This window comes from Kaistella yananensis (genome assembly GCF_026107505.2).
In the GTDB taxonomy this organism is placed as follows: Bacteria; Bacteroidota; Bacteroidia; order Flavobacteriales; family Weeksellaceae; genus Kaistella; species Kaistella yananensis.
This window is the reverse complement of sequence record NZ_JAPCHZ010000002.1, coordinates 94271-115679: the sequence shown is the minus strand read 5'-3', so window position 1 is coordinate 115679 and position 21409 is coordinate 94271. Positions and strand designations below refer to the sequence as shown.

Annotated in this window: 25 protein-coding genes and 1 tRNA gene; 25 read left to right on the top strand and 1 reads right to left on the bottom strand. The window is 41.2% G+C overall.

The window, feature by feature from the left end; all coding sequences use genetic code 11:
• The first annotated feature begins 20 nt into the window (after positions 1-20).
• The 10 genes from OK344_RS04750 to OK344_RS04705 all read left to right on the top strand — a co-directional run bounded on the left by OK344_RS04750 (position 21) and on the right by OK344_RS04705 (position 8292).
• A complete protein-coding gene (locus OK344_RS04750) occupies positions 21-482 on the top strand; it encodes a hypothetical protein (RefSeq protein ID WP_055041803.1) in 462 nt (153 codons plus the stop codon).
• Positions 483-592: 110 nt separating this feature from the next.
• Positions 593-1930, top strand: a complete 1338-nt coding sequence (gene rseP / locus OK344_RS04745; RefSeq protein WP_265143700.1) for an RIP metalloprotease RseP — start codon at positions 593-595, stop codon at positions 1928-1930.
• A gap of 77 nt (positions 1931-2007) precedes the next feature.
• Positions 2008-2081, top strand: a tRNA-Asn gene (locus OK344_RS04740).
• A gap of 124 nt (positions 2082-2205) precedes the next feature.
• A complete protein-coding gene (locus OK344_RS04735) occupies positions 2206-3141 on the top strand; it encodes a hypothetical protein (RefSeq protein ID WP_265143699.1) in 936 nt (311 codons plus the stop codon).
• A gap of 233 nt (positions 3142-3374) precedes the next feature.
• Complete coding sequence (locus tag OK344_RS04730; protein WP_265143698.1) at positions 3375-3719, top strand: helix-turn-helix domain-containing protein; 345 nt, start codon at positions 3375-3377, stop codon at positions 3717-3719.
• Positions 3707-4894 carry a VapE domain-containing protein gene (locus tag OK344_RS04725; RefSeq protein WP_265143697.1) on the top strand — a complete coding sequence of 396 codons (1188 nt, stop codon included), beginning with the start codon at positions 3707-3709 and terminating at the stop codon, positions 4892-4894. The genes OK344_RS04730 and OK344_RS04725 overlap by 13 nt, the downstream gene beginning before the upstream one ends.
• Before the next feature lie 274 nt (positions 4895-5168).
• Entirely contained in the window at positions 5169-6092 is a 924-nt protein-coding gene (locus OK344_RS04720) for a DUF8464 domain-containing protein (RefSeq protein ID WP_265143696.1), read from the top strand.
• Positions 6093-6329: 237 nt separating this feature from the next.
• Positions 6330-6806, top strand: coding sequence for a plasmid mobilization protein (locus OK344_RS04715; protein ID WP_265143695.1), 477 nt, complete (start codon positions 6330-6332; stop codon positions 6804-6806).
• The gene (locus OK344_RS04710) at positions 6772-7680 is read left to right on the top strand and encodes a relaxase/mobilization nuclease domain-containing protein (protein ID WP_265143694.1); all 909 of its coding nucleotides are present in this window, start codon (positions 6772-6774) and stop codon (positions 7678-7680) included. The genes OK344_RS04715 and OK344_RS04710 overlap by 35 nt, the downstream gene beginning before the upstream one ends.
• A 27-nt stretch (positions 7681-7707) precedes the next feature.
• Positions 7708-8292: a hypothetical protein gene (locus OK344_RS04705; protein WP_265143693.1), complete on the top strand. Its 585-nt coding sequence runs from the start codon at positions 7708-7710 to the stop codon at positions 8290-8292.
• Positions 8293-8781: 489 nt separating this feature from the next.
• On the opposite strand, the gene OK344_RS04700 is transcribed toward OK344_RS04705, so the two are convergent.
• Positions 8782-9027, bottom strand: a complete 246-nt coding sequence (locus OK344_RS04700; protein WP_265143692.1) for a hypothetical protein — start codon at positions 9025-9027, stop codon at positions 8782-8784.
• Positions 9028-9128: 101 nt separating this feature from the next.
• Here OK344_RS04700 and OK344_RS04695 point away from each other — a divergent pair, with 101 nt between their 5' ends.
• From OK344_RS04695 to OK344_RS04625, 15 genes are all read left to right on the top strand, one after another.
• Positions 9129-9512 (top strand): hypothetical protein, encoded by a 384-nt coding sequence (locus OK344_RS04695; protein ID WP_265143691.1) that lies wholly within the window; start codon positions 9129-9131, stop codon positions 9510-9512.
• Positions 9513-9537: 25 nt separating this feature from the next.
• Positions 9538-10161 carry a DUF3347 domain-containing protein gene (locus tag OK344_RS04690; protein WP_088470045.1) on the top strand — a complete coding sequence of 208 codons (624 nt, stop codon included), beginning with the start codon at positions 9538-9540 and terminating at the stop codon, positions 10159-10161.
• A 14-nt stretch (positions 10162-10175) separates the two neighbouring features.
• Positions 10176-11459 carry an efflux RND transporter permease subunit gene (locus tag OK344_RS04685; RefSeq protein ID WP_265143690.1) on the top strand — a complete coding sequence of 428 codons (1284 nt, stop codon included), beginning with the start codon at positions 10176-10178 and terminating at the stop codon, positions 11457-11459.
• Between the two features lie 2 nt (positions 11460-11461).
• A complete protein-coding gene (locus OK344_RS04680; RefSeq protein ID WP_069797739.1) occupies positions 11462-13420 on the top strand; it encodes an efflux RND transporter permease subunit in 1959 nt (652 codons plus the stop codon).
• A gap of 18 nt (positions 13421-13438) precedes the next feature.
• Positions 13439-14686: a TolC family protein gene (locus OK344_RS04675; protein WP_265143689.1), complete on the top strand. Its 1248-nt coding sequence runs from the start codon at positions 13439-13441 to the stop codon at positions 14684-14686.
• Complete coding sequence (locus tag OK344_RS04670) at positions 14683-15933, top strand: heavy metal-binding domain-containing protein (RefSeq protein ID WP_265143687.1); 1251 nt, start codon at positions 14683-14685, stop codon at positions 15931-15933. The genes OK344_RS04675 and OK344_RS04670 overlap by 4 nt, the downstream gene beginning before the upstream one ends.
• 11 nt (positions 15934-15944) lie before the next feature.
• Positions 15945-17150 carry an efflux RND transporter periplasmic adaptor subunit gene (locus tag OK344_RS04665; protein ID WP_265143686.1) on the top strand — a complete coding sequence of 402 codons (1206 nt, stop codon included), beginning with the start codon at positions 15945-15947 and terminating at the stop codon, positions 17148-17150.
• 1 nt (position 17151) lies between these two features.
• Positions 17152-17613, top strand: a complete 462-nt coding sequence (locus OK344_RS04660) for a heme-binding domain-containing protein (protein ID WP_031502512.1) — start codon at positions 17152-17154, stop codon at positions 17611-17613.
• A gap of 120 nt (positions 17614-17733) precedes the next feature.
• On the top strand, positions 17734-18303 hold the full coding sequence (locus OK344_RS04655; RefSeq protein WP_265143685.1) for a helix-turn-helix domain-containing protein: 570 nt from the start codon (positions 17734-17736) through the stop codon (positions 18301-18303).
• Positions 18304-18635: 332 nt separating this feature from the next.
• Positions 18636-18887, top strand: a complete 252-nt coding sequence (locus tag OK344_RS04650) for a heavy-metal-associated domain-containing protein (RefSeq protein ID WP_059344219.1) — start codon at positions 18636-18638, stop codon at positions 18885-18887.
• 232 nt (positions 18888-19119) lie between these two features.
• Positions 19120-19461: a four-helix bundle copper-binding protein gene (locus OK344_RS04645; protein WP_059333872.1), complete on the top strand. Its 342-nt coding sequence runs from the start codon at positions 19120-19122 to the stop codon at positions 19459-19461.
• A 117-nt stretch (positions 19462-19578) separates the two neighbouring features.
• Positions 19579-19875 (top strand): MBL fold metallo-hydrolase RNA specificity domain-containing protein, encoded by a 297-nt coding sequence (locus tag OK344_RS04640; protein ID WP_228399656.1) that lies wholly within the window; start codon positions 19579-19581, stop codon positions 19873-19875.
• Positions 19876-19884: 9 nt separating this feature from the next.
• Positions 19885-20445 carry an AAA family ATPase gene (locus OK344_RS04635; protein ID WP_265143681.1) on the top strand — a complete coding sequence of 187 codons (561 nt, stop codon included), beginning with the start codon at positions 19885-19887 and terminating at the stop codon, positions 20443-20445.
• An 87-nt stretch (positions 20446-20532) separates the two neighbouring features.
• Positions 20533-21162: a mercuric transport protein MerTP gene (gene merTP, locus OK344_RS04630; protein ID WP_055042177.1), complete on the top strand. Its 630-nt coding sequence runs from the start codon at positions 20533-20535 to the stop codon at positions 21160-21162.
• A gap of 15 nt (positions 21163-21177) precedes the next feature.
• The gene (locus OK344_RS04625; protein WP_082423508.1) at positions 21178-21387 is read left to right on the top strand and encodes a GDCCVxC domain-containing (seleno)protein; all 210 of its coding nucleotides are present in this window, start codon (positions 21178-21180) and stop codon (positions 21385-21387) included.
• The last annotated feature ends 22 nt before the right edge of the window (positions 21388-21409 follow it).

The following is a 21409-nucleotide window of genomic DNA, read 5'->3' as shown; positions in this document are numbered from 1 at the left end:
AACAAATTAAAATTACTATTATGAAAAAGTTATTCGCAGTTGCAGCTTTCGCTGCGGCGACAATGTTAGGAGTTTCCCAAGCACAAGCACAGACGTACAAAACCGGAGCTGGTGTATTGGTGGATTTTGGTGATGGCTCAACCTTCGTTGGTCCACATGTGAAACATTTCTTCAAAGCAAATCACGCAGGGGAATTCAGCGTATTGTTTGCAGATGGTGCAACTTTAGCGCAGGCAAACTATCAGTACCACCAACCTTTCGCAGGTGCCAGCGGACTACAGTGGTATGTTGGTGCAGGTCCTGGAATCATCTTTGGTGATGGATTTACAGAATTTGCTCCATCTGCAATGTTAGGTTTGGATTTTAAAATTCCTGGAGCTCCACTCGATTTTTCAATGGACTGGAGACCTAGATTCATCATTGGTGACAACTCTGATGCTGAAGCGGGAAGATTTAACGCTGGTTTCAGATTTACTTTCTAAGATAACCTCTTAAAAATAAAACTAAAGGTTCCCATTTGGGAGCCTTTTTTATTTGGCATGCTTTTGATAATTCGTATCTTCGCAAATCTTAAAAAATTTAATTAAAATCAATGACATTAATACAGTTATTTCAGTTCATACTCAGTATTTCTATTTTAGTGATATTGCACGAATTAGGACATTTTATCCCCGCAAAATATTTTAAAACAAAAGTTGAAAAATTTTATCTCTTTTTTGATCCTTGGTTTTCGCTGGCAAAAATAAATTTCCGAGGTACCGAATACGGAATCGGATGGCTTCCATTTGGCGGTTATGTGAAAATTGCCGGAATGGTGGATGAAAGTATGGATACAGAACAGCTGAAAAAACCGGCTGAACCTTGGGAATTCCGAAGCAAACCGGCTTGGCAGCGTTTGATTATTATGATGGGCGGTGTAACGGTTAACTTCTTTTTAGCCTGGCTCATTTATTCGAGCCTTAGTTACTTTAAAGGCGAAACCTATCACGACAATTCAAAATTCGAAAACGGAATTGCGGTATCTGATGCCGGTAAAAAAATGGGTCTGGAAACTGGAGATAAAATTCTAAAGATCGACGGAAAGCATGCCGAGCGTATGGAAACTTCAACCGTAAACATGCTTTTCGCAGATGAGGTAACGGTGGAAAGAAACGGTAAAGAAGTTACATTCCCTGTCAACGAGCAAGGTGTAGCTGATGTGTTGAAACAAAATGAGGCTAAAGCTTACTTCAGCCCACGTTTTCCTGTGGTTATCGACAGTCTTCTGCCCAATGGTCCTGCGAAAGCTTCCGGCTTGCAGAAAGGTGATAAAATTGTAGCAGTAAACGGAAATCCTGTAAAATATTTCGATGAGTTGGCAACTGAACTTGCAAAATACAAAAACACCAATGTAAAGTTGGATGTTGAAAGAAATTCTGCGCTACAGCAAATCGATATTAAAGTTGATCCGCAAGGAAAATTAGGATTTTCCACAGACATCAATGTAGCACAGGCCGAACTTGAAAAAGCCAAAATCACCAAAAAATATTCTTTCTTAGAAGCTATCCCAAGAGGTTTTACAAGAACCATCGACGTTTTGACGATGCAGATTAAGCAGTTTAAAATTGTTTTCAATACCACTACAGAAGGTTATAAGAAAGTTTCGGGACCTATCGGAATCATCAAACAAATGCCGGAAACGATTAACTGGGAGTTTTTCTGGAGTTTTACAGCAATGTTCTCCGTGTGGCTTGCCTTCCTTAATTTAATTCCAATTCCTGGGTTAGACGGAGGTCATGTGGTGTTTACCCTGTGGGAAATGATCACCGGAAAGCCTGTTCCGCAGAAAGTTTTAGAAAATGCTCAAATGATCGGTGTAATTTTCTTACTTGGGCTAATGGTCTTAATCTTTGGAAACGACATAGTTAAGTGGATTACAGGAAAATTTTAGTAAAAACTTTGCAAAAATATTTTGCAAGAATTAAAAAAGTTTTTATATTTGCACACGCTTAACGCAAAAGGATACACTCCTCTTTAGCTCAGTTGGTTAGAGCATCTGACTGTTAATCAGAGGGTCGCTGGTTCGAGCCCAGCAAGAGGAGCGCTGAAAATGAGACACTTACAGAAATGTGAGTGTCTTTTTTTATATTTGTCACGAACATTTCACGAACAAAAGTATTTTATTTTAATGCTACTTTTGTGTAAGAATATTTTAGTACGTTATCTATGACTGACTTCTATATCGCAACATATATTCTAATGGTAACCTTTACAATCCTTGTCCCCTTCTATCTTGCAGGGCGGCTTTGGTTTGCGTTCAGTCCGTTTGCGATAAACTATTACTCCAAGGAAAGGGCAAACTGGTATAACGACTGGAACACCCAGCGGTTTTTAATCGTTTTGAACTTATTTTTGGTTTCATTGTCGCTTTCCTTTTTCTGGGGCGGGAAAATACTGGAAGATATCCATGCCGAGAAGATCGACTTTACCCAAATCCTATTCTATATCATTCTTCAAATTCTTGCCGTAATACTGTTCGAGGTAAAAATGGAACACCCATTTAAGCCAATTCAGGCATTCAAAAAATTCAAGAAAAACAGTTATAGCAAAAGGTTTGAGTTCCGAGAAAAGCAAGACGCGGCAGATAAAATAGAACACCATTCCAATGAGTTAAAAAGAGAATTTTTGAAAGTTGGCACTAAGATTTCAAACGAATTAAATAATCAACAAATCATTTTATCTGAAACCAACGAACTCGCAAAACACAACAATAATATCCTACAGGAATCCGATTTTGCTTTTGAAATAAAAAAGAATCCGAATATGGTCATTGATGACATTTTGCGGGATTATTTTATTTCTAAAGATTCCGATAGGGATTTATCGGACTTTTTACTGCGGAAGAAAAACTCTGGAAAGATTCTGTTTACAAAGCCTGCAAGGAATGGTGTGAGCGTACAGCCTATTTTGGACTTTTTCTCGACCTTTACTAATGTTATGGAAAGTTGTAAATCCGGCACAATAACCCAAGCCGAAACCTGCAAAATTATCAACGCCGTCACCTCGGCAAAAGACAGGCTCGGAAATATCGCAGAAGAGCCAATAAACAGCAGGAACCTCTCAAAATATCTTTCCAACAGCGATGTTCAGGATGATATATAGTCTAAAATCCAAAAAAACATTTTCTCTTTAAAAATCATATTTGTCTGATAACCAGAATTATAAAGGCGACAGTTAGTCGCTTTTAATGGTTTATTGACTAAACCATTATAAAACAAAACCTCCTGCGAAATGCACATTTCTTTAGGTTGTTTTATTTTACAAAAAACTTTTTAAGTCGCTTTTAGGCGGCTATTTCTTTGGGAAATATCTTGGCCTCAACAAAATTCAACGAAATGAAAGACCAAGAAAGACTAGCTGCGCTAGAAAGCCAAATGTCCACCTTGGAGGTAAACTCGCAAAAAGAGTTTACCTCCAAGGCGCTACAGATGCTCGCCCTCGGAACCAAGAACATCTATTCCAAGGAAGAGGCCGCGCTGTTCCTCAACCTGGATCCGGACTATCTCTACCAACTCAAACACCACGGCAAACTGAAGGCCTACAAAAAGAAGGGGCAAAAGAAAATCTACTTTCGCAAAGAGGACCTCGAAGCTTATCTTCTGGGGGATAATGTGGAGGAAATACAAAATGATGACTATGACGCATTCGAGCAGGAAATTCTGGAGCGATGGAAGAAATAACCAACAAGCCGGCTGAGGAGCAAAAAATCCCTGTTCTGTACCAAACCGCTTCCGAGACCACTACCATTTTCGATATGGTGATGAAGTATCTTGAAAGCAAGTATGACCTTCGCTTTAACGCCATCGCCCTGGAAATAGAAATATCGCTCAAGGGAAAGGACGACTGGACAGAGCTAAACATCAACTCCCTGCTGATAGAACTCGTACAGGCCGGGATGCAGATCACCATGCAGAAGCTGGAGATCCTCGTTCGGAGCCACCTGATAAAGAGATACAACCCGATAGCGGAATACTTTAAAAAACTCGCGGGCTGGGACGGCGAAGACCATATCCGGAAGCTGGCGGGATTTGTTCGGACCAACGACAGCGAAGCGTTCCGCTACCATCTCGAGAAGTGGCTGACCCGCGCCGTGCTTTGCGCCCTGAAGAAAGACTATGTCAACAAGCAGTGCCTCGTGCTGGCAAGCTCCAAACAGAACACGGGCAAAACCACCTTCCTGCGGTTCCTCATCCCGGACGGGCTCAGGGATTATTATTCCGAAAATTTCACAGTGGACAAGGACGGCATCATCGCCATCTGCAAAAACTTTATCCTCAATGCCGACGAGCTGGCCGTCCTGTCCAAATCGGATGTCAACACGCTGAAATCCTTCATCTCGATGGGCGGCGCGAAAGTAAGGGTTCCGTATGGGAGAAAGCCGGAGAACATGGATAGGATATGTTCCTTTGTTGCCTCCACCAACAGAACAGATTTCCTTACCGACGAGACAGGAAGCGTAAGGTGGCTGGTTTTCGAAGTTTTAAACATTGATTTCGCCTATGTGGAGGAAATAGAAATAGACAAGGTATGGGCGCAGGCGTACCACAATGCTTTTGAAAGAAAAAATTACCAACCGGAAATGACTCTCTCGGACATAGAGGCCAACGAGCTGAGGAACGAGCAGTTTTCCCAGCTTTCACTGGAGCAGGAAATCGTTTCCGCTCACTTCGAGAAATCGAAGGACATCAAGGACTTTCTTACGGCGACGGACATCGTTGTGGCAATGAACAACGCCCTGAATTTAAGATTGAACAACATCAAGGTCGGAAAGGCGCTCACCAGGCTCAAGTATGAAAGAATCAAGCATCCGAAACTCCAGGTGTACGGCTACCTGATCCGAAGAAAGATTGACTGAAAGAAAGTTTAAATCATTGACATTCAATTTATCCTACCTACTTACCTAATTGGACTTACAGAACTCATTTACAAATATTTATCAAGGTATTTAAAATATATAAGACTTTACCTAAACTACCAAAGTTGAAGTAGGGATCCAATTAACAGGTAACAACAAGGTAAGTCATTAATTAATATAACTAACTGATATTCAATATTTAGGTAGGCAGGTATGGAAAAACGGTAAAAACATAACTGGATATAAAAAAAATAAACTTTAAAAAACACAAAAAATGAACTGCAAACAAGCGAACGAGAATATCAGCATCAAAGAAGTAATGGAAAGTTTTTCTCTATTCCCAAGCAAAGAACATCCGAAAACAGCCTATTATTATGCTATCAATCGACAAGAACGAACGCCAAGTTTATTAATGAATTATGTGAAAAATATTGCCTTTGATTTTGGCACTGGAAAACAATACGATGTCGTGTCGATAGTTCAGGAGCTCAAACAATGCACTGTATCCGATGCTCTTGAATATCTTGAAAAGTTTGATTTTTCTTTTCAAAAGCAAAAGGGAAATTTAAACAATCCAAAAGAAGAAACTAAATCTTATCAAATATTAGAAGTAAAAGAAGTGTCACATCCAGCGTTGATTGAATATTTAAAATATAGAAAACTCGAATCTCAAAAATCTGAACTTCAGGAAATTCATTACGAAATGAATGGGAAGAACTATTTCGGATTAGGATTCAAAAACGATTCGGGAGGTTACGAAATCCGCAGCAGTTTTTCCAAAATCTGTCTTGGAAAAAAGGATATCACCACGATAAAAAATAATTCTGAAAACCTCAAGGTTTTCGAGGGATTTACCGACTACCTCTCCCTTAAAATTTTAGAACCGGAAAAGACACCTTCCGACTATCTAATTCTGAACTCAGTCGCCATGGTTCACAAGGCATCAGGGATTTTTGGAAATTATAAATCTGTCGAAATGTACCTGAATAACGACCGCGCCGGCGAACAGTGCAGGGATTCGATTTTGAAAATTTTCCCGAAGGCAGATGACCGATCGAGCGAATATTTCCCCCATCAAGATCTGAATGATTTCCTGATATCACAAGAAGAAAAGACACTTGAAAATAAGCTTGAAAAAAATCAAACAGCCATACACGAGCCCGAGGGAAACAGGAATATTTACAGGAGAAAAAGATGAAGATTCATACAAGCCGGCCTGCGCAAAATAAGCACAGGTGGAATGCTCTAAAAAGGCTGGGTAAAAACTTGCCATGTGTCTAGTGCAAAAAGTACCCAATGTTTACAACAAGCGTGGGGCTTGTCGTAAAAATCGGGCTTTTTGGTTTCCTCCTGTCGTCGGAAACACTTGTTTGGAAATATGATTCAAGCCCATAATTTAAAATCATAAAAAATTTAAAAACCACATAAACACAAGATGAAAAATGACTTTTTAAAACAGTTTGTAAGACAGGTTTCCGAGCAGCAAATTGCAAAGGTTGCAGAAGAAAAAAGAAGGAACCGGTTCCGAGAAATTGGTCGAAAGGGAGGTTTGAAAAAGAAGACGGCGAACCAATTTTCGAAGGTAGTCTCAGTTCGTTTTACCGAAAAGGAGTTTGAGAAAATTCAAAAGGAGGCTGACTTCTACAAACTCAAAATATCAAAATATTTAAGACTGGTTTCAACCGAAAAAGAACTCAAAATAAACGAGTTTCAAACCGACGCGGTTCTGTTGAATTACGGCAACAATTTTATAAGGATATCCAATCTGCTCCGGAACAGAGAATGGAATGAGTTTGAAAACAAGAAAGAGATCCTTGAGGAAATTCAAACCACAACGAGGTTGATCCGGGAATACCTCTACCAACAAATCATCAAGCATGAACAATTCGGCAACGACGAGGAGGATCAGTAAGATCGCGATTGAATACAATGGCAATGACAAAGGCACGGCGGAATGTATTTATTCCAACAACCTGCTTTCAACAATGCCGGAGGAAAGATTTGAAGAGATGAAGATTGTCGCCGAGAGAAATCCGAATGTAAAGAAATGGGCGCTCACCGGCTACATCTCTCCACCAAAGGAAATCGGCGACAGGCTGACAAATGAAGAGTTGAAGGAACTGGCTATAAAATCATTGAAAGATGTGGGACTTACAGAAAATAACCAAATCGTCTTGGATGTCCACAATTCCACGAAGCAGAAACATATCCACTTCATCGTGAACCGCATAGATGTTTATGGTAAATGCACGGTAAAATCTGCCAATATCGGAAAGCGCTTCGGTGAATCAGTGAGAAATGTTTGCAAAGAGATGAACCTGAAAACAGATGTGGAAATAGGGAAAGAGAAAAAGCAGCAGATGCTGAAAGTTCTGCAAAACTGTCTGAAAGTCTCAAGAAATTTTGACGACTTGGTGGATTATATGCGGAGATGTGGTTACAGAGTGACGCTCTCGCAGAATGTGAAGGACGGTATTTCGGGGATGCGGATTGTTAGATTAAAGGACATCAACGATCAAACCCAGAGGCAGTACCATCCAGGTTACAAACTTTCGGAGATCACCAGCAAACTGAAGATTAAGGACATCAAAGAAATCCTAAACCGGAATGCGGAAAACCATCATTTGGCAATTTTCAGTCAGAGTAATCCGCAAACGAACGAAATAAAACATCCGGAAAAATCTGCCCTCAGGGAGATTGAGAGTGTCATGAAGGAACTGCTCAAACCGAGCTACGCACCGGCGGCTGACGATGAATTGCTGAGGAAGAGAAAAAGAAGGAGATAAGTTAAAACAACATAATAAAAAAATAAAATGAACAACGAATTTAACAACCATGACATGAATACAGAAAATTATTCTTCACAAGATGCAGGCATCGAACTTTTGCACCGCGTCATAGAAAGCAATAAGGCGGTAGAAATTTCGGGGAAGGCGATTTTCCACATGTACTGCGACATCAAGGAGGATGTTAAGAAAATCCAAGCACTGGCAAATGAAGAAAATCTAAAGCGGCAGGAATTGCTTAAATCCATCCCCAACAATATTATCGCGGAATTATCTCCGGACGGTGTAAAGCATCTGGAAAAATTCCATCATAGATCACATACAGTTAAATATTGGTTTTTCGGAATCTTAGCTGTGCTGCTGGTTGCATTTTTTATTTTAACAGCAACTGTTTATCTAGGAAAAAACTGGTACCGAGAGAGCATCCGCACCAAGACCGAGGTTCGAGAGGAAATCCTGGAGGAGATCAAGGATGAAAACAAGGCGATTTATGAAACAGAGCAAGTAAAGCAGCTGGAACATAACACCACGCTGATGAACAAATGGATGCAGAAAAACCCAAAGGATGCAGAACAGTTTTTGAAGTTTAAAGAGGGGTATGAGAGTAGGTAGACTAAAAATTATTTGTCCAGTTTTTTAATAAAAAACTGGACATTTATTGACGTATTTATTACAGTTTGCTAAGAGTAACATTGTGAATAATTTAGGAAAAATAAATTTCGTAAATTTGAGCTTTTGGGCTTTTTTAAGGAAGTAGTTTAGCTTCAAAAATAATTTCCTAAATTTGTACTGTTTTACTTTATAATGCACGGACATTTTAAAATACTGTTGCTTTCCCTTACACTCGCGTTATTTCTGGCGCCGGGGATTTCCTTAGCTTGCAGCAAAAAGGATAAGCAGGTTTTTAAAGCAGAGGCGCATGCTGAGATTTTCATCAAACAGTCATTCGCGAAATTTCACCCGTCTTGCGACAGCGGCGATTGCAAAGATGAGTGCTGTCACCCCAAATCACACAATTGTCAAACGGAAGGATGCTCAGGAAACTGTAGCGGAAACCTTTGCAGTTCTGCTCAATACACTGTTTTAGCGGATAGTAAATTTTTAGAGGATTTTAAAAATGAAGACTCCGGCTATTATAGCAACAATTCCAATTTCTATTATCAGAATCCTCATTACTCCGGTGGATTCCATACCATTTGGCAACCGCCAAAAATAGGTTAATACCTCTTTTTTACAGCCTGAATTATGTCTTGTCGTGAAGTGTTGTTGACGCTTTATCCCTGATGACTTATCAGCGCTGTATATTCCTTTGAACATCAACTTTTCCTTTAAAAGTAAATCTTTCATAAAAGATTTTCCTTTTGGAGCAAGGACAATTTGAAGATCAGGATACCCGTAATCAGTTTCTAAACACTGAGACTCAAAATTAACCTATAATCTAAAATTTAATGAAGAATATTCTTTTGGGAATACTCGCTTTTATAGCGGTGTTCCTTGTTTCCTGCAACAATTCAAAAGCTGAAAACACACAAATCGCGGTCGCAAAGTTCACCACCGGCGACATTGTTCCAAACGATCAGGTATGTATGGTAAACAACGCCTATATGGGCAAAAAACAACTCGAAGTCAAACATGACGGCAAAACCTACTATGGTTGCTGTGAAAACTGCAAACTGAGAATCCCGCAGGAAGAAAATGCGCGCATGGCGTACGATCCGATATCTCATCAACTCATCGATAAAGCAACCGCAATTATTGCGATTTCCGATAAAAATGACAATGTCGTGTACTTTGAAAACAAGGCGAACTACGAAGCCTTTTTTAATAAATAAAAATAATCTTTAAACTTATAAAATAATGAAAACACTAGTATTCAGCCTTTTGGCAATCGGCACACTTGCACTCACTTCCTGCAAAGAGAATAAAGAACAGAAAAAAACCACTGAAACATCCATGCAGCATGATATGAACATGATGTCTGACAGTTCAGCGATGGGCGATATGCCTATGGATGGAAAGGTAACCGTGATCGACGCAAAAAAATCTTCCGCAAATCTTACAGAACTCTATTCCCATTACACCCATCTTACATTTGCGTTGTCGGGTGATGATGATAAAGAAGCGGTGAGTGCGGCCAAAGGGATCCTCGCTTCTTTTCCCAAAATAGACAAAAACGGTTTTTCTGCTGAACAGAAAAAAGAATTTGCTGAACTCGAAGCAAGCATCAGTGAACACGCCGAGCACATTGCAGATAATGCCGGAAATATTGATCATCAGCGCGAACATCTGGATATAATGAGTGCAGATTTTTACGACCTGTTGAAGGATTTCGGAACTCCAAAACCGGTGTACAAAATCTTCTGTCCAATGTTCAATGATAACAAAGGGACTTTTTGGCTTAGCGATGCACGTGAGGTGAAGAATCCTTATTATGGCAAAGAAATGATTTCATGTGGCGAGGTTCAGGAAGAGATTAAGTAAAAACATACTGAACCATGATTCAAAATTTAATCAAACTGTCCCTCCGCAACAGATACTTCGTTTTGCTCATTGCAACCGGCCTTTTTATCTGGGGTATTTTTGCGGTAAGGGACAATCCCATCGATGCCATTCCGGATCTGAGTGAGAACCAGGTCATTGTTTTTACGGAGTGGATGGGCAGAAGTCCCCAGATTATTGAAGATCAGGTGACTTTCCCGCTGGTCAGCAACCTTCAGGGAATTCCGAAAATTAAGAACATCCGGGCATCATCCATGTTTGGGATGAGTTTCGTGTATGTTATTTTCGATGATAATGTGGATATTTATTGGGCCAGAACCCGGGTAATGGAACGCCTCAATTATGCGCAGCGATTACTCCCGCAAGACGTAACGCCTACACTCGGACCGGATGGTACCGGCGTAGGTCACGTTTTCTGGTACCATTTCGATGCGCCTAAAATGGATCTAGGAGACCAGCGAGCCTTACAGGATTGGTACGTGAAATTTGCCCTGCAGACGGTTCCCGGTGTGGCCGAAGTTGCCTCCTTTGGCGGTTTCGAAAAACAATACCAACTCATCGTAGATCCAGTAAAACTGCAGTACTATAACGTCTCTCTGATGGATGTCATGAACAAAGTGAAAGCCAACAATAATGATGTGGGTGGTCGAAAGTTTGAGATGGCCGATATGGCCTACATCATCCGCGGGCTGGGCTATATCAAGAACGTAGCCGATATCGAAGAAATTTCGTTGGGAAATTACAACGGAATTCCCGTGCGGGTGAAAGATATTGGCTCGGTACAGATGGGTGGCGATCTGCGTCTGGGTATTTTTGATGCAGACGGTGAAGGCGAAGTCGTGGGCGGTATCGTAGTGGCACGGTATGGCGAAAATGCAGATAAGGTCATCAACGATGTGAAAGAGAAAATGAAGGATGTTGAAAAAGGTCTACCGGAAGGCGTCACCTTCAAAACATCGTACGACCGTAGTACCCTGATTGAAGGGGCAATCGACAATATCAAAACCAAGCTGATCGAAGAAATCATTGTGGTAGCCATCATTGTTATTCTGTTCCTCTTCCACTGGCGAAGTGCATTGAGCATCATCATTCAGATTCCGGTCACCATTGCCATCAGTTTTATTCTGCTCAATGCGTTTGGACTTTCCTCCAATATCATGTCCCTTACAGGAATTGCGCTGGCAATTGGGGTGATCGTGGATAACGGAATTATCATGTCTGAAAATGCATATAAAAATCTCTCCGATTGGCAGAACCATCAACAAAATAAAACCCCCTAAGAATGAAGACCAACTGGTTTAAAAATATATTCAGAAAAAAAGAGAAGGAGAAAGACAGTTACGTTAAAATTCCCGAAGACATTCGGTTGAAGATTATCGAAAAATCATCCTTACAGGTATCCAGAGGCGTATTTTTTTCTACGGTAATCATCGTGGTTTCTTTTCTCCCGGTATTTATGTTGACCGGTCAGGAAGGTAAACTTTTTCATCCGCTGGCGTACACTAAAACATTCATCCTGATTGTTGATGCAATCCTGGTGCTTACCCTTGCCCCGGTGCTCATCTCCTTTTTTATGAAGGGGAAATTTAAGGACGATAATAAAAACCCAATAAACAGAGGCTTGGAACGGATTTACGAACCGCTGATAAGATGGTGCATGAAATGGAAAAAAACCACGCTGGGAATTAATATTTTGGCACTGCTCATCAGTATTCCAATGATAATGAACCTTGGACGTGAGTTTATGCCGCCTTTGGATGAAGGATCCCTGCTCTTTATGCCGGTTACCCTTCCCGATATTTCAAACTCTGAAGCCAAAAGATTACTGCAGGTACAGGATAAAATCATTAAGGGAATTCCGGAAGTGGATCATGTCCTCGGAAAAGCCGGAAGAGCCAACACGGCGACAGATAATTCACCCATCTCCATGATTGAAACCATTATTTTGTTGAAACCGCAAAGCGAATGGCGCGAGGGCAAAACAAAAGATGATCTCATCAATGAGCTGAATGCCAAACTGCAGATTCCAGGCGTTACCAATGGCTGGACCATGCCGATTTCCAACCGAATCAATATGCTTTCAACCGGGATCAGAACGGATGTGGGCGTAAAAGTATACGGACAGAACCTGGACAGTATTGCCGTCCTTTCAGAAAAGATTAAAAAGGAACTCACAGGAATTGAAGGGATCAAGGACATGTATGTCGAACCGATTACCGGCGGAAAATATGTGGACATTCAAGTGAAACGCGAAGAAGTAGGAAGATACGGGCTAAGCGTGGATGATGTAAATGCAGTCGTAGAAAGTGCCCTTGGCGGAATGAAACTCACCACCACCGTCGAAGGCCGACAGCGATTCTCGGTAAACGCCAGGTACGGCCAGGATTTCAGAAATAATCTGGAGTCACTGAGAAGACTGCCTATGCAGACCATGGAATTTGGATCCATCCCACTGAGTGCAGTGGCGGACATCCGCCTTACAGAAGGTCCACCAATGATTAATTCTGAAAATGCCATGTTACGCGGAACTGTTCTGTTCAACGTCCGTGATCGGGATTTAGGCAGTACCGTAGCAGAAGCACAGAAAAAACTCAACAGCATGGTCACCAAAATGCCTAAAGGCTATTTCGTGGAATGGAGCGGCCAGTATGAAAACCTGATTCGGGGTGAGCAGACCTTAAAAATGATTATGCCACTGGTATTGGTCGTGATTTTCCTCTCCATGTATTTTGCATTCAATTCTTACCGCGAAGCTTTTTTTAATCTCATCAGTATTCCTTTTGCATTAATCGGGGGCGTTTTTATGATTTCGATTTGGGGGGTGAACCTTTCCGTAGCAGTAGCAGTAGGATTTATTGCCCTATTCGGACTTGCGGTGGAAACCGGAATCGTGATGGTCATCTACCTGAACGACGCCATGGTTCAGCTTATTGCAAAAAATGGCAACTCAAGGGAGACCATCACCAATGAAGAACTTCGTGAATATGTCATTCATGGTGCAGCCAAAAGATTAAGACCAAAGATTATGACGGTTTGCGTGACCCTCTTCGGGCTTGTACCCATCCTGTGGAGCCACGGCGTGGGAAGTGATATGATGAAACCAATCGTATTGCCGATGGTTGGTGGTGTTTTCACTTCGGCCATTCACATCCTTTTGGTAACACCAATTATCTTTTATATGCAGAAGGAATGGGAACTGAACAAACTAGGGAAAATTGACGTCCTCGACGCTGCCCATTAATCCTTAAATGATTACAAAATGAAAAAATTAATAATAACAGCAGTACTGGCCTTCCTTTACACTACCATTGATGCTCAGCAAATGTCCCTGCCCGCAGTAATGGACAGTATCGCAGCCAACCATCCGGTGGTTAAAATGTACAATGCCGAAATCCGGTCAATGGATGCTGCCGCAAAAGGAGCAAGAAGCTGGATGCCTCCAACCGTAGGAGCAGGTTTCTTCATGACGCCCTATAATGCAAAACTCTGGCAGCGCGACGGCGATATGCTCGGCATGGGCTCAGTAGCAGTTTCGGTAGAACAGATGTTGCCCAACAGAAAGAAACTCAACGCCAACGAAAATCTGATGAAGGCAATGTCTGCTGTAGAAAAGGAAAAACTTTATGCCGCCCTCAATGAAAACTTTCAGGATGCAAAAAAACTGTATTACAGTTCCATTGTCCTGGATAAAAAGCTGAAGGTCGTTAAGGAAAACGAAAAGATGCTGGATTTCATGATCAGAAACGCCGAGATCCGGTACAAAAACGGACTTTCCAAAATATCCGCCTATTACAAAGCCAAAGCGGCCCTCGGAAGTTCAAAAAACATGCAGCTCATGTATGAGAATGACCTGCGCGTCAACCGCATCCGGTTGAATGCCCTCATGGGAAGAGACGCCCTGTCACCGCTGGAAATCCTGCCTGAGTACAACTTGAACGATTATTCCCTGGAGACCTTTGGTCAGGATCTCTTTTATCAGAACAGAAGTGATCTCCGCGGCATCGACCGGGAAATCAATATTGCCAAACTCAAACAGGATCTGGAAAAACAGAATCTGAAACCGGAATTTGGCGTGAAGTTCGAAAATATGTTCGGTTTTGGTGGCCAGCCCATGCAGTTTTCTCTGATGCTGATGGCAAAACTGCCTTTCGTATCCTGGGCTTCAGGCATGAATAAAGCCAATATTGAAAGCCTGAAACTGAAAGAAGAAGCCTTGCAGGCACAGAAAGAAATGATGGTGAACGAATACAGCGGAATGGCCTACGGAATGCGCAATGAACTGGATCTGAATAAAAATCAGCTGAAACTCTATGAAGACACCATTATTCCGGCCTTAAAAAACAACTACAAATCCATGCAGTTGGGCTACGAGCAGAATACGGAAGAACTCTTCATGTTATATGATGCTTGGGAACAGCTGAATATGACCCAGTTGGAATATTTTGAGATCCTTACCAAAGCACTGCAGACGCAAACTGAAATTGACCGCTTAATTGAAAGAAGATGAGAAAAATTATAATATTCACCATGCTTTTGTTGGGTTTGACGGCGTGTGATAAATTAAAGTTCTGGGAAGATAAGCACTCGGCAGAAGCTGCAATGCATACTTATACCTGTCCGATGCATCCGGAAGTGATCTCAGACAAACCTGGCCAGTGTCCGAAATGCGGGATGGATTTGGTCCTGAAAGATGCCCCTGAAAAAAAGGAAGAGGGAATTAAACTCGACGATCTGCTGAAACCAACCAATGAATTTGTAGTGTCGGAACAGCCCGTAATAAAAGTAAAAAGAGAAAACATACCCACCACGGTTGATGCTTTAGGGACGGTAGAATACGATACTCGACAGATTGGCAGTATTTCCTCACGCGTTGCGGGCCGTATCGAGAAACTCTATGTGCGGTATAAATACCAGAAAGTGTCGAAAGGGCAGCGTATTTTAGATATATACAGCCCGGAACTTTTAACCGCACAGCAAAACCTGCTCTTCGTTATTAAAAATGACCGCTCAAACAAAACAATGATCGATGCTTCACGCCAGAAACTCCTTCTTTTGGGAATGCCGGCTTCACAGATTCAGAAAGTCATCCAGCGAGGGAAACCTGATCTCACAGTTCCGGTTTTCAGCAATTACAGCGGACACATTCAGCAGGTAGGAGTGGCAGGATCTATGGGTTCAGCACAGCAACCCACTCCCGCAATGGCCTCAAATACAGCAGTCACAGCAGAATTGCCCCTAAAAGAGGGAATGTATCTCCAGAAAGGACAGAATATTTTCAGTGTCTACAATCCCAACAGAACCTGGGCCCTGATCAATATTTTCTCTGAAGACATTGCACTGGTCAGCAAAGGACAGTCAGTCATGATCATCCCGGAAGCCAATCCTGAAAATCGCTTCAAAGGAATCATCGGTTTTATTGAACCCTTTTTCAGGCAGGGCAGCAAAACCGTAACGGCGCGCGTCTATTTTGATAATTCCACCGCAAAAATTCCTGTCGGAAGTCAGGTTAAAGCGGAGATTATGAGCCACAACAGAATGGCAGATTGGCTGCCGAAATCAGCGGTGGTTTCTTTGGGGATTGATAAAATTGCGTTCAAAAAAGTTGAAGGCGGTTTTATTGCCCACAAGGTTGTTACCGGCGCGGTGGTAGGCGATAAAATTCAGATCGTCAGTGGTTTGCTTCCTGAAGATGGAGTTGCCGAAAATGCACAGTACCTGATGGACAGCGAAAGTTTCATAAAAATTAACAGATAAAAATTGATAAGATGAAATTCAATATTTTAATGCTGGCCTTGCTGGTTTTTCTTTACTCCTGTAAAAAGGAGGAAGATCCGCATGCCGGCCACGATATCTACTACACCTGTTCCATGCACCCGCAGGTAGTCTCCGATAAACCCGGAAAATGCCCCATTTGTCACATGGATTTGGTGCCTGTCGAGAAGAAAAAGAATGCTGATCCTAACGAAATTATTTTGAATGACGAGCAGGTTAAACTTGGGAATATCAAAACAGTCGCGCTATCTGATGGGTCGATGGCTGATAAACTTACGCTGACCGGAACACTCAATTTTAATCAGTACCAGATGCAGGCAGTAAGTTCCAGAGTCATGGGCAGAGTTGAACGGTTGTATTATAAAAACATTGGCGATTTTGTTCCGAAGGGGGCGCCGTTGGTCGATATTTACAGTGAAGAACTCAATAATGCAAAGCAGGAATATTTGCTGGCATTGGAAAGACGCAGGCTGTTCGTCGGCAATACGTCCATTGATTTTGATCAGTTGCTCCAAAGTTCCCGCAACAAGCTTTATTTATGGGGAATGTCCGAAGGCCAGATCAAACAGCTGGAAAGATCAGGAAAAGCCACGCCAACCACTACCGTGTTCAGCAATGCAGCCGGCTACATCACCGATCTGAGCATTGCTGAAGGTGATTATCTTACGGAAGGCGGCACCATCGTGAATCTGGCAGACCTTTCATCGCTGTGGGCGGAGGCGCAGGTTTATTCCTCTCAAATGGCTCTCCTTCAGAAAGACAGCAAGGTCACCGTATATATTCCCGATCTGGATAATTTGAAGATTGATGGGAAGATTGATTTTACAAACCCTGAAATAAGCGCCTCCAGCAGGATAAATCTGGTTCGCATTTCCGTGCCCAACAAAGGAAATCTGCTGAAACCCGGTATGCCGGTATATGTTCTGGTGGAAAACAAATCCCGTGATGGTCTTTCAATGCCTGTGGATGCGGTAATCAGGGATGGCAAATCTTCCACGGTGTGGGTGAAAACCGCGAAGAACACCTTCGTCAACAGAATGGTGGAAACGGGTCTCGAATATGAAGACAGAATAGAAATCACATCAGGAATTAAGGCGGGAGACGAAGTAGTGGTGTCCGGAGCATACCTACTGAACAGTGAATACATTTTCAAGAAAGGGGTTGATCCCATGGCGGGTCACGATATGAGCACAATGTAATATGAGAAAATTGAATATGATAGGCTGGCTGGCGGTGCTAGTGGTGGCTATTGTTTTAGTCATTCAGGTCATACCGGTGGAGCGTAATGTCTCCACCGTTCCGCCAGGTCAAAGTTTTGAAAAAACCGAAAAGGTACCCGCCAACGTGGCTGCAATCCTTAAAGTTTCCTGCTATGACTGTCATTCAAATAATACCCGTTATCCCTGGTATTCGGTATTACAGCCGGGCGCGTGGTTCATGGCCCGGCATATTAAAAAAGGCAAAGAAGAACTCAATTTTGATGAGTTCAATAACTATTCAAAAAGACGTAAAAAAGCAAAAATAAAAAGCATCATCAGCCAGATTGAGAAAGACGAAATGCCTTTAAAATCATACCGCATGATGCACGGAAACGCCAGATTATCAGCGGATGAAAAAAAAGAACTGTTAGATTTTTTTCGTGACAACGAATATAGTAAGTAACGCAGAACATAAGAAATGACGCTCGCCTGTGGTCTTTAGAGTATCAGAAATGGTCGTTTAGAATAAAAAAGGATCGGAAAAGACTGTGCTGTAGAATCAACAAAAATTAAAAACAACGTGATGAAATTAAATATTAAAAATATGGTTTGCAGCCGATGTCTCAAAGTGCTTAGGCAAGAGCTTGAACAACTGGGAATTAAGGTTTCATCAATTGAACTCGGGGTATTGGTAATCGACGAGACGGCCGGTAATCATAATGAAATTATGGAGAAAATTGAAAGCGTCCTCCACACCAACAAATTTGAAATAATCCATAGTTCAGAGGAAGTCCTCGTCGAAAAAATTAAACATTTTTTACTTCGTAAAATAGAAGAGCTCCCTCTTGATTCCACAGTAAACCTATCTCAAACTTTAAGCGCAGAGTTCAACCATGAATATAAATCATTGAGCAAGCTGTTCTCGCACCTTGAAAATACAACAGTGGAAAAGTATTTTATTAATTTAAAAATAGAGAAAGTAAAACAACTTATTCAGCTCAGGCAGTACACCTTTTCAGAGATAGGGCATCTCCTGGATTACAGCAGCGTAAACCATCTTTCGAGACAGTTTAAAGAAGTTACCGGAGAGAGCATGACGGAGTACAAAAATGCTGAACTATCCAATCGGAGACCCTATGATGAAATGAGTTAACCTTAGAACTTAGGCGTATGAAATTATAAATAGGAAATAGTTGCGAAATAGAAACGGCAATCGTAGAGACGTTTGCGCAACTCTCAATAAACTTCAGGTATAGTTTTGATGTTACTTGGCCTTTTTTTCAAAGCGAAATTATACAGAAACCAACGAAAATTATGCAGAACATCCGTTTAAGAAACTTGTACTTTTACAGTAGTAATTACAACCAGCTCGCTTTCAAAAACTACTTTATTGCAACAAGAGTTTGGTCAAAATACGGCTCACAGAACGTATTTTATACGGATAGTCGGAAATTTACAATGTATAAAATAATAAAATCAACCAAAATGAAACAACAAATTGAAATAACAGGAATGTCCTGCGAAGGCTGCGTTAAAAATGTCGAAAAAGCGTTGAAAGAAATTGATGGCGTACAGAATGTAAAAGCGAGTCTGCATCCACCGCGCGCAGTTATTGAAGCAGAGAAATCGATTAATACAGCGCAGTTAACGCAAGCCTTGGCGAAAGTAGGTTATAGTATTGCCGGCGCTTCCGTAGATGAGAATTTAAAAAAGTCTGGCGGCTCCTGTTGCTGTTGAAAAGTATAAACTGCGCGGGCAAGTATAATGTTAGTACGATGGGAACGATAACGGTAGAAATGCTCCGCTAAAAACTAAGTGAAAGAAGCAACTAAATTTTTTTTTAAAAAAATCAAAGTAGCCAGCAATAGCTTGCCTGATCGAACGCACTTATGATTGCGACAGTATTGGCGCAGGAATTGCATTTTTATTGAAAAAACCAACCTATTTATTAACATAAAAACCAACAATTATGACAGGTTATCACACGTACCAAAGTTGTATTGAAGCATGTTTAAAATGTGCTGCAATATGTAATCACTGTGCTTCATCATGCACTGAGGAAGAAGATGTAAAAATGATGGCGAGATGCATTCAGTTAGACATGGAATGCGCAGCGATCTGCTATGCCTCAGCACAGTTAATGAGCCTCGGCAGCGACAAAGCAAAAGAAATTTGCCGCATTTGTGCCGACATCTGTGAAGCATGTGCTGCAGAATGTGAAAAACATGCACAACATGGAATGGATCATTGCCGTGAATGTGCAGAAGCTTGTAGAAAATGCGCCGAAGAATGCCGGAAAATGGCAGCGTAATTTAGAACGGGTGGTGATTTTAATGATTGCCACTCTTTTTATCTACATCCTAACGACCAAATTAAAATCAACTACCTTGAAACCCAGGCATAAAACTATGATAATACCCTGCTTTTTGTGGGCTATCAGGCCGAAGGAACCCGTGGAAGAAAATTATTGGAGGGTGAGAAAGAATTAAAAGTGTACGGAAAATGGGTGCCGTTCAATATGGAAGTAGCGGAAATTGAAGGACTGTCTTCACATGCAGACCACAATGAACTCCTTGGCTGGATGAATGGAATAACAAATATTCCGGAAAGAATTTTCATCGTACATGGGGAGAAGGAAGGCGCAGAAGCGCTGCAGCTGGGCATAAAAGAAACCTACGGCTGGGATTCCCAAATACCGCAACTTTATGATATTGAAGAATTATAATTTGGAGATATGAATCATATAAGGGACAGTAAAATCAAGCATTCAGAAGAGACCAACTGGTATGTGATTACCGGCGGACCCAGTACCGGAAAAACAACGACCATTGATTTGCTTCAGAAGCAAGGTTACCATACGACAATAGAACACGCAAGGCATTACATTGATACCATGCATAATGAAGGAAATTCCGTTAAAGAAATTAGAAGCAATAAGAAGAAATTTCAATTGGGCGTGTTAGATATGCAGATTGCCCAAGAAGGATCGCTCAATAAGGAGGATATGGTTTTTTTGGACAGGGCTATCCCGGACGCAATGGCTTATTATCAATTTTTAAACTTGGATTATGATGAAAAGTTACTTAATGCCGTCAACCGGGTTTCCTACAAAAAAATCTTTATTTTAGACCGATTGCCTTTTACCAAAGACTACGCGAGAACGGAAAATGAAGACGATCAAAAAGTAATTCATATGTTAATAATAGAAACTTATACCAATCTCGGTTTCCCTATCGTTTTTGTTCCGGTTTTGCCTCCTGCAGAAAGAGTTCAATATATTTTAAATAATTTATAAGAAAAACCATTGTCAAACAAAATAAATCTATTTTTGAAATTAGCATTAATTTAGATCTTTAAATATCAAGTAGAAACTTAAAACAATATGAAAACAGACAGAAAATTAATCGGAGCAGGACTTTTGACAGCAGTTACCGCTTCATTGTGTTGTATTACACCAGTATTGGTTTTAATAGCAGGAACAAGCGGAATTGCTGCGACTTTTTCCTGGCTCGAACCTTTACGGCCTTATTTAATCGCGTTAACAGTTTTCGTTCTTGGTTTTGCCTGGTATCTTAAACTAAAACCCAAAAAACAATTAGACTGTAGCTGCGAGAAAGATGAAAAAATACCATTCACGCAGTCGAAAATGTTTTTAGGGATTGTTACCCTATTTGCAGTCGTTATGCTTGCCTTCCCCTACTATTCAGCTGTTTTCTATCCAAAAACAGAAAAGCAAATTATAATAGTAGATCAATCTAATATCCGTAAAATAGAATTTACAATTAGTGGTATGACCTGCGCAAGCTGTGGTGAACATGTCAATAGCGAAGTAAATAAACTGACGGGAATTATAAGTTCAGACGCTTCGTACGAAAACAAAAATGCAGTTGTGAAATTTGATGATTCAAAAACAAACATTGATGAAATCGAAAACGCCATAAACGCTACCGGATATGTAGTAACTGACAAAAAAGAATATCAATTGGAAACCCTTGGTCCTGAAAAACCATAATAAATTATTAAACAGATGAATACAGTCAAATTACAGTCAATAATCACCTGCCCCAATTGCGGACACAGGAAGGAGGAAACAATGCCTACAGATTCTTGCCAGTATTTCTACGAATGCGAAAAATGCAGGATCGTTTTAAAACCAAAACAGGGCGACTGCTGTGTGTATTGCAGTTACGGAACAGTGCCTTGTCCCCCAGTTCAGCAGGACAAGAAATGTTGCTAAAAGTCCTTACGTTTAACTAAAT

Bases quoted from the DNA above. Each gene is read 5' to 3' on its own strand.
- OK344_RS04750 (WP_055041803.1), top strand. From the start codon at position 21: ATGAAAAAGTTATTCGCAGTTGCAGCTTTCGCTGCGGCGACAATGTTA.
- rseP (WP_265143700.1), top strand. From the start codon at position 593: ATGACATTAATACAGTTATTTCAGTTCATACTCAGTATTTCTATTTTA.
- OK344_RS04735 (WP_265143699.1), top strand. From the start codon at position 2,206: ATGACTGACTTCTATATCGCAACATATATTCTAATGGTAACCTTTACA.
- OK344_RS04730 (WP_265143698.1), top strand. From the start codon at position 3,375: ATGAAAGACCAAGAAAGACTAGCTGCGCTAGAAAGCCAAATGTCCACC.
- OK344_RS04725 (WP_265143697.1), top strand. From the start codon at position 3,707: ATGGAAGAAATAACCAACAAGCCGGCTGAGGAGCAAAAAATCCCTGTT.
- OK344_RS04720 (WP_265143696.1), top strand. From the start codon at position 5,169: ATGAACTGCAAACAAGCGAACGAGAATATCAGCATCAAAGAAGTAATG.
- OK344_RS04715 (WP_265143695.1), top strand. From the start codon at position 6,330: ATGAAAAATGACTTTTTAAAACAGTTTGTAAGACAGGTTTCCGAGCAG.
- OK344_RS04710 (WP_265143694.1), top strand. From the start codon at position 6,772: ATGAACAATTCGGCAACGACGAGGAGGATCAGTAAGATCGCGATTGAA.
- OK344_RS04705 (WP_265143693.1), top strand. From the start codon at position 7,708: ATGAACAACGAATTTAACAACCATGACATGAATACAGAAAATTATTCT.
- OK344_RS04700 (WP_265143692.1), bottom strand. From the start codon at position 9,027: ATGAAAGATTTACTTTTAAAGGAAAAGTTGATGTTCAAAGGAATATAC.
- OK344_RS04695 (WP_265143691.1), top strand. From the start codon at position 9,129: ATGAAGAATATTCTTTTGGGAATACTCGCTTTTATAGCGGTGTTCCTT.
- OK344_RS04690 (WP_088470045.1), top strand. From the start codon at position 9,538: ATGAAAACACTAGTATTCAGCCTTTTGGCAATCGGCACACTTGCACTC.
- OK344_RS04685 (WP_265143690.1), top strand. From the start codon at position 10,176: ATGATTCAAAATTTAATCAAACTGTCCCTCCGCAACAGATACTTCGTT.
- OK344_RS04680 (WP_069797739.1), top strand. From the start codon at position 11,462: ATGAAGACCAACTGGTTTAAAAATATATTCAGAAAAAAAGAGAAGGAG.
- OK344_RS04675 (WP_265143689.1), top strand. From the start codon at position 13,439: ATGAAAAAATTAATAATAACAGCAGTACTGGCCTTCCTTTACACTACC.
- OK344_RS04670 (WP_265143687.1), top strand. From the start codon at position 14,683: ATGAGAAAAATTATAATATTCACCATGCTTTTGTTGGGTTTGACGGCG.
- OK344_RS04665 (WP_265143686.1), top strand. From the start codon at position 15,945: ATGAAATTCAATATTTTAATGCTGGCCTTGCTGGTTTTTCTTTACTCC.
- OK344_RS04660 (WP_031502512.1), top strand. From the start codon at position 17,152: ATGAGAAAATTGAATATGATAGGCTGGCTGGCGGTGCTAGTGGTGGCT.
- OK344_RS04655 (WP_265143685.1), top strand. From the start codon at position 17,734: ATGAAATTAAATATTAAAAATATGGTTTGCAGCCGATGTCTCAAAGTG.
- OK344_RS04650 (WP_059344219.1), top strand. From the start codon at position 18,636: ATGAAACAACAAATTGAAATAACAGGAATGTCCTGCGAAGGCTGCGTT.
- OK344_RS04645 (WP_059333872.1), top strand. From the start codon at position 19,120: ATGACAGGTTATCACACGTACCAAAGTTGTATTGAAGCATGTTTAAAA.
- OK344_RS04635 (WP_265143681.1), top strand. From the start codon at position 19,885: ATGAATCATATAAGGGACAGTAAAATCAAGCATTCAGAAGAGACCAAC.
- merTP (WP_055042177.1), top strand. From the start codon at position 20,533: ATGAAAACAGACAGAAAATTAATCGGAGCAGGACTTTTGACAGCAGTT.
- OK344_RS04625 (WP_082423508.1), top strand. From the start codon at position 21,178: ATGAATACAGTCAAATTACAGTCAATAATCACCTGCCCCAATTGCGGA.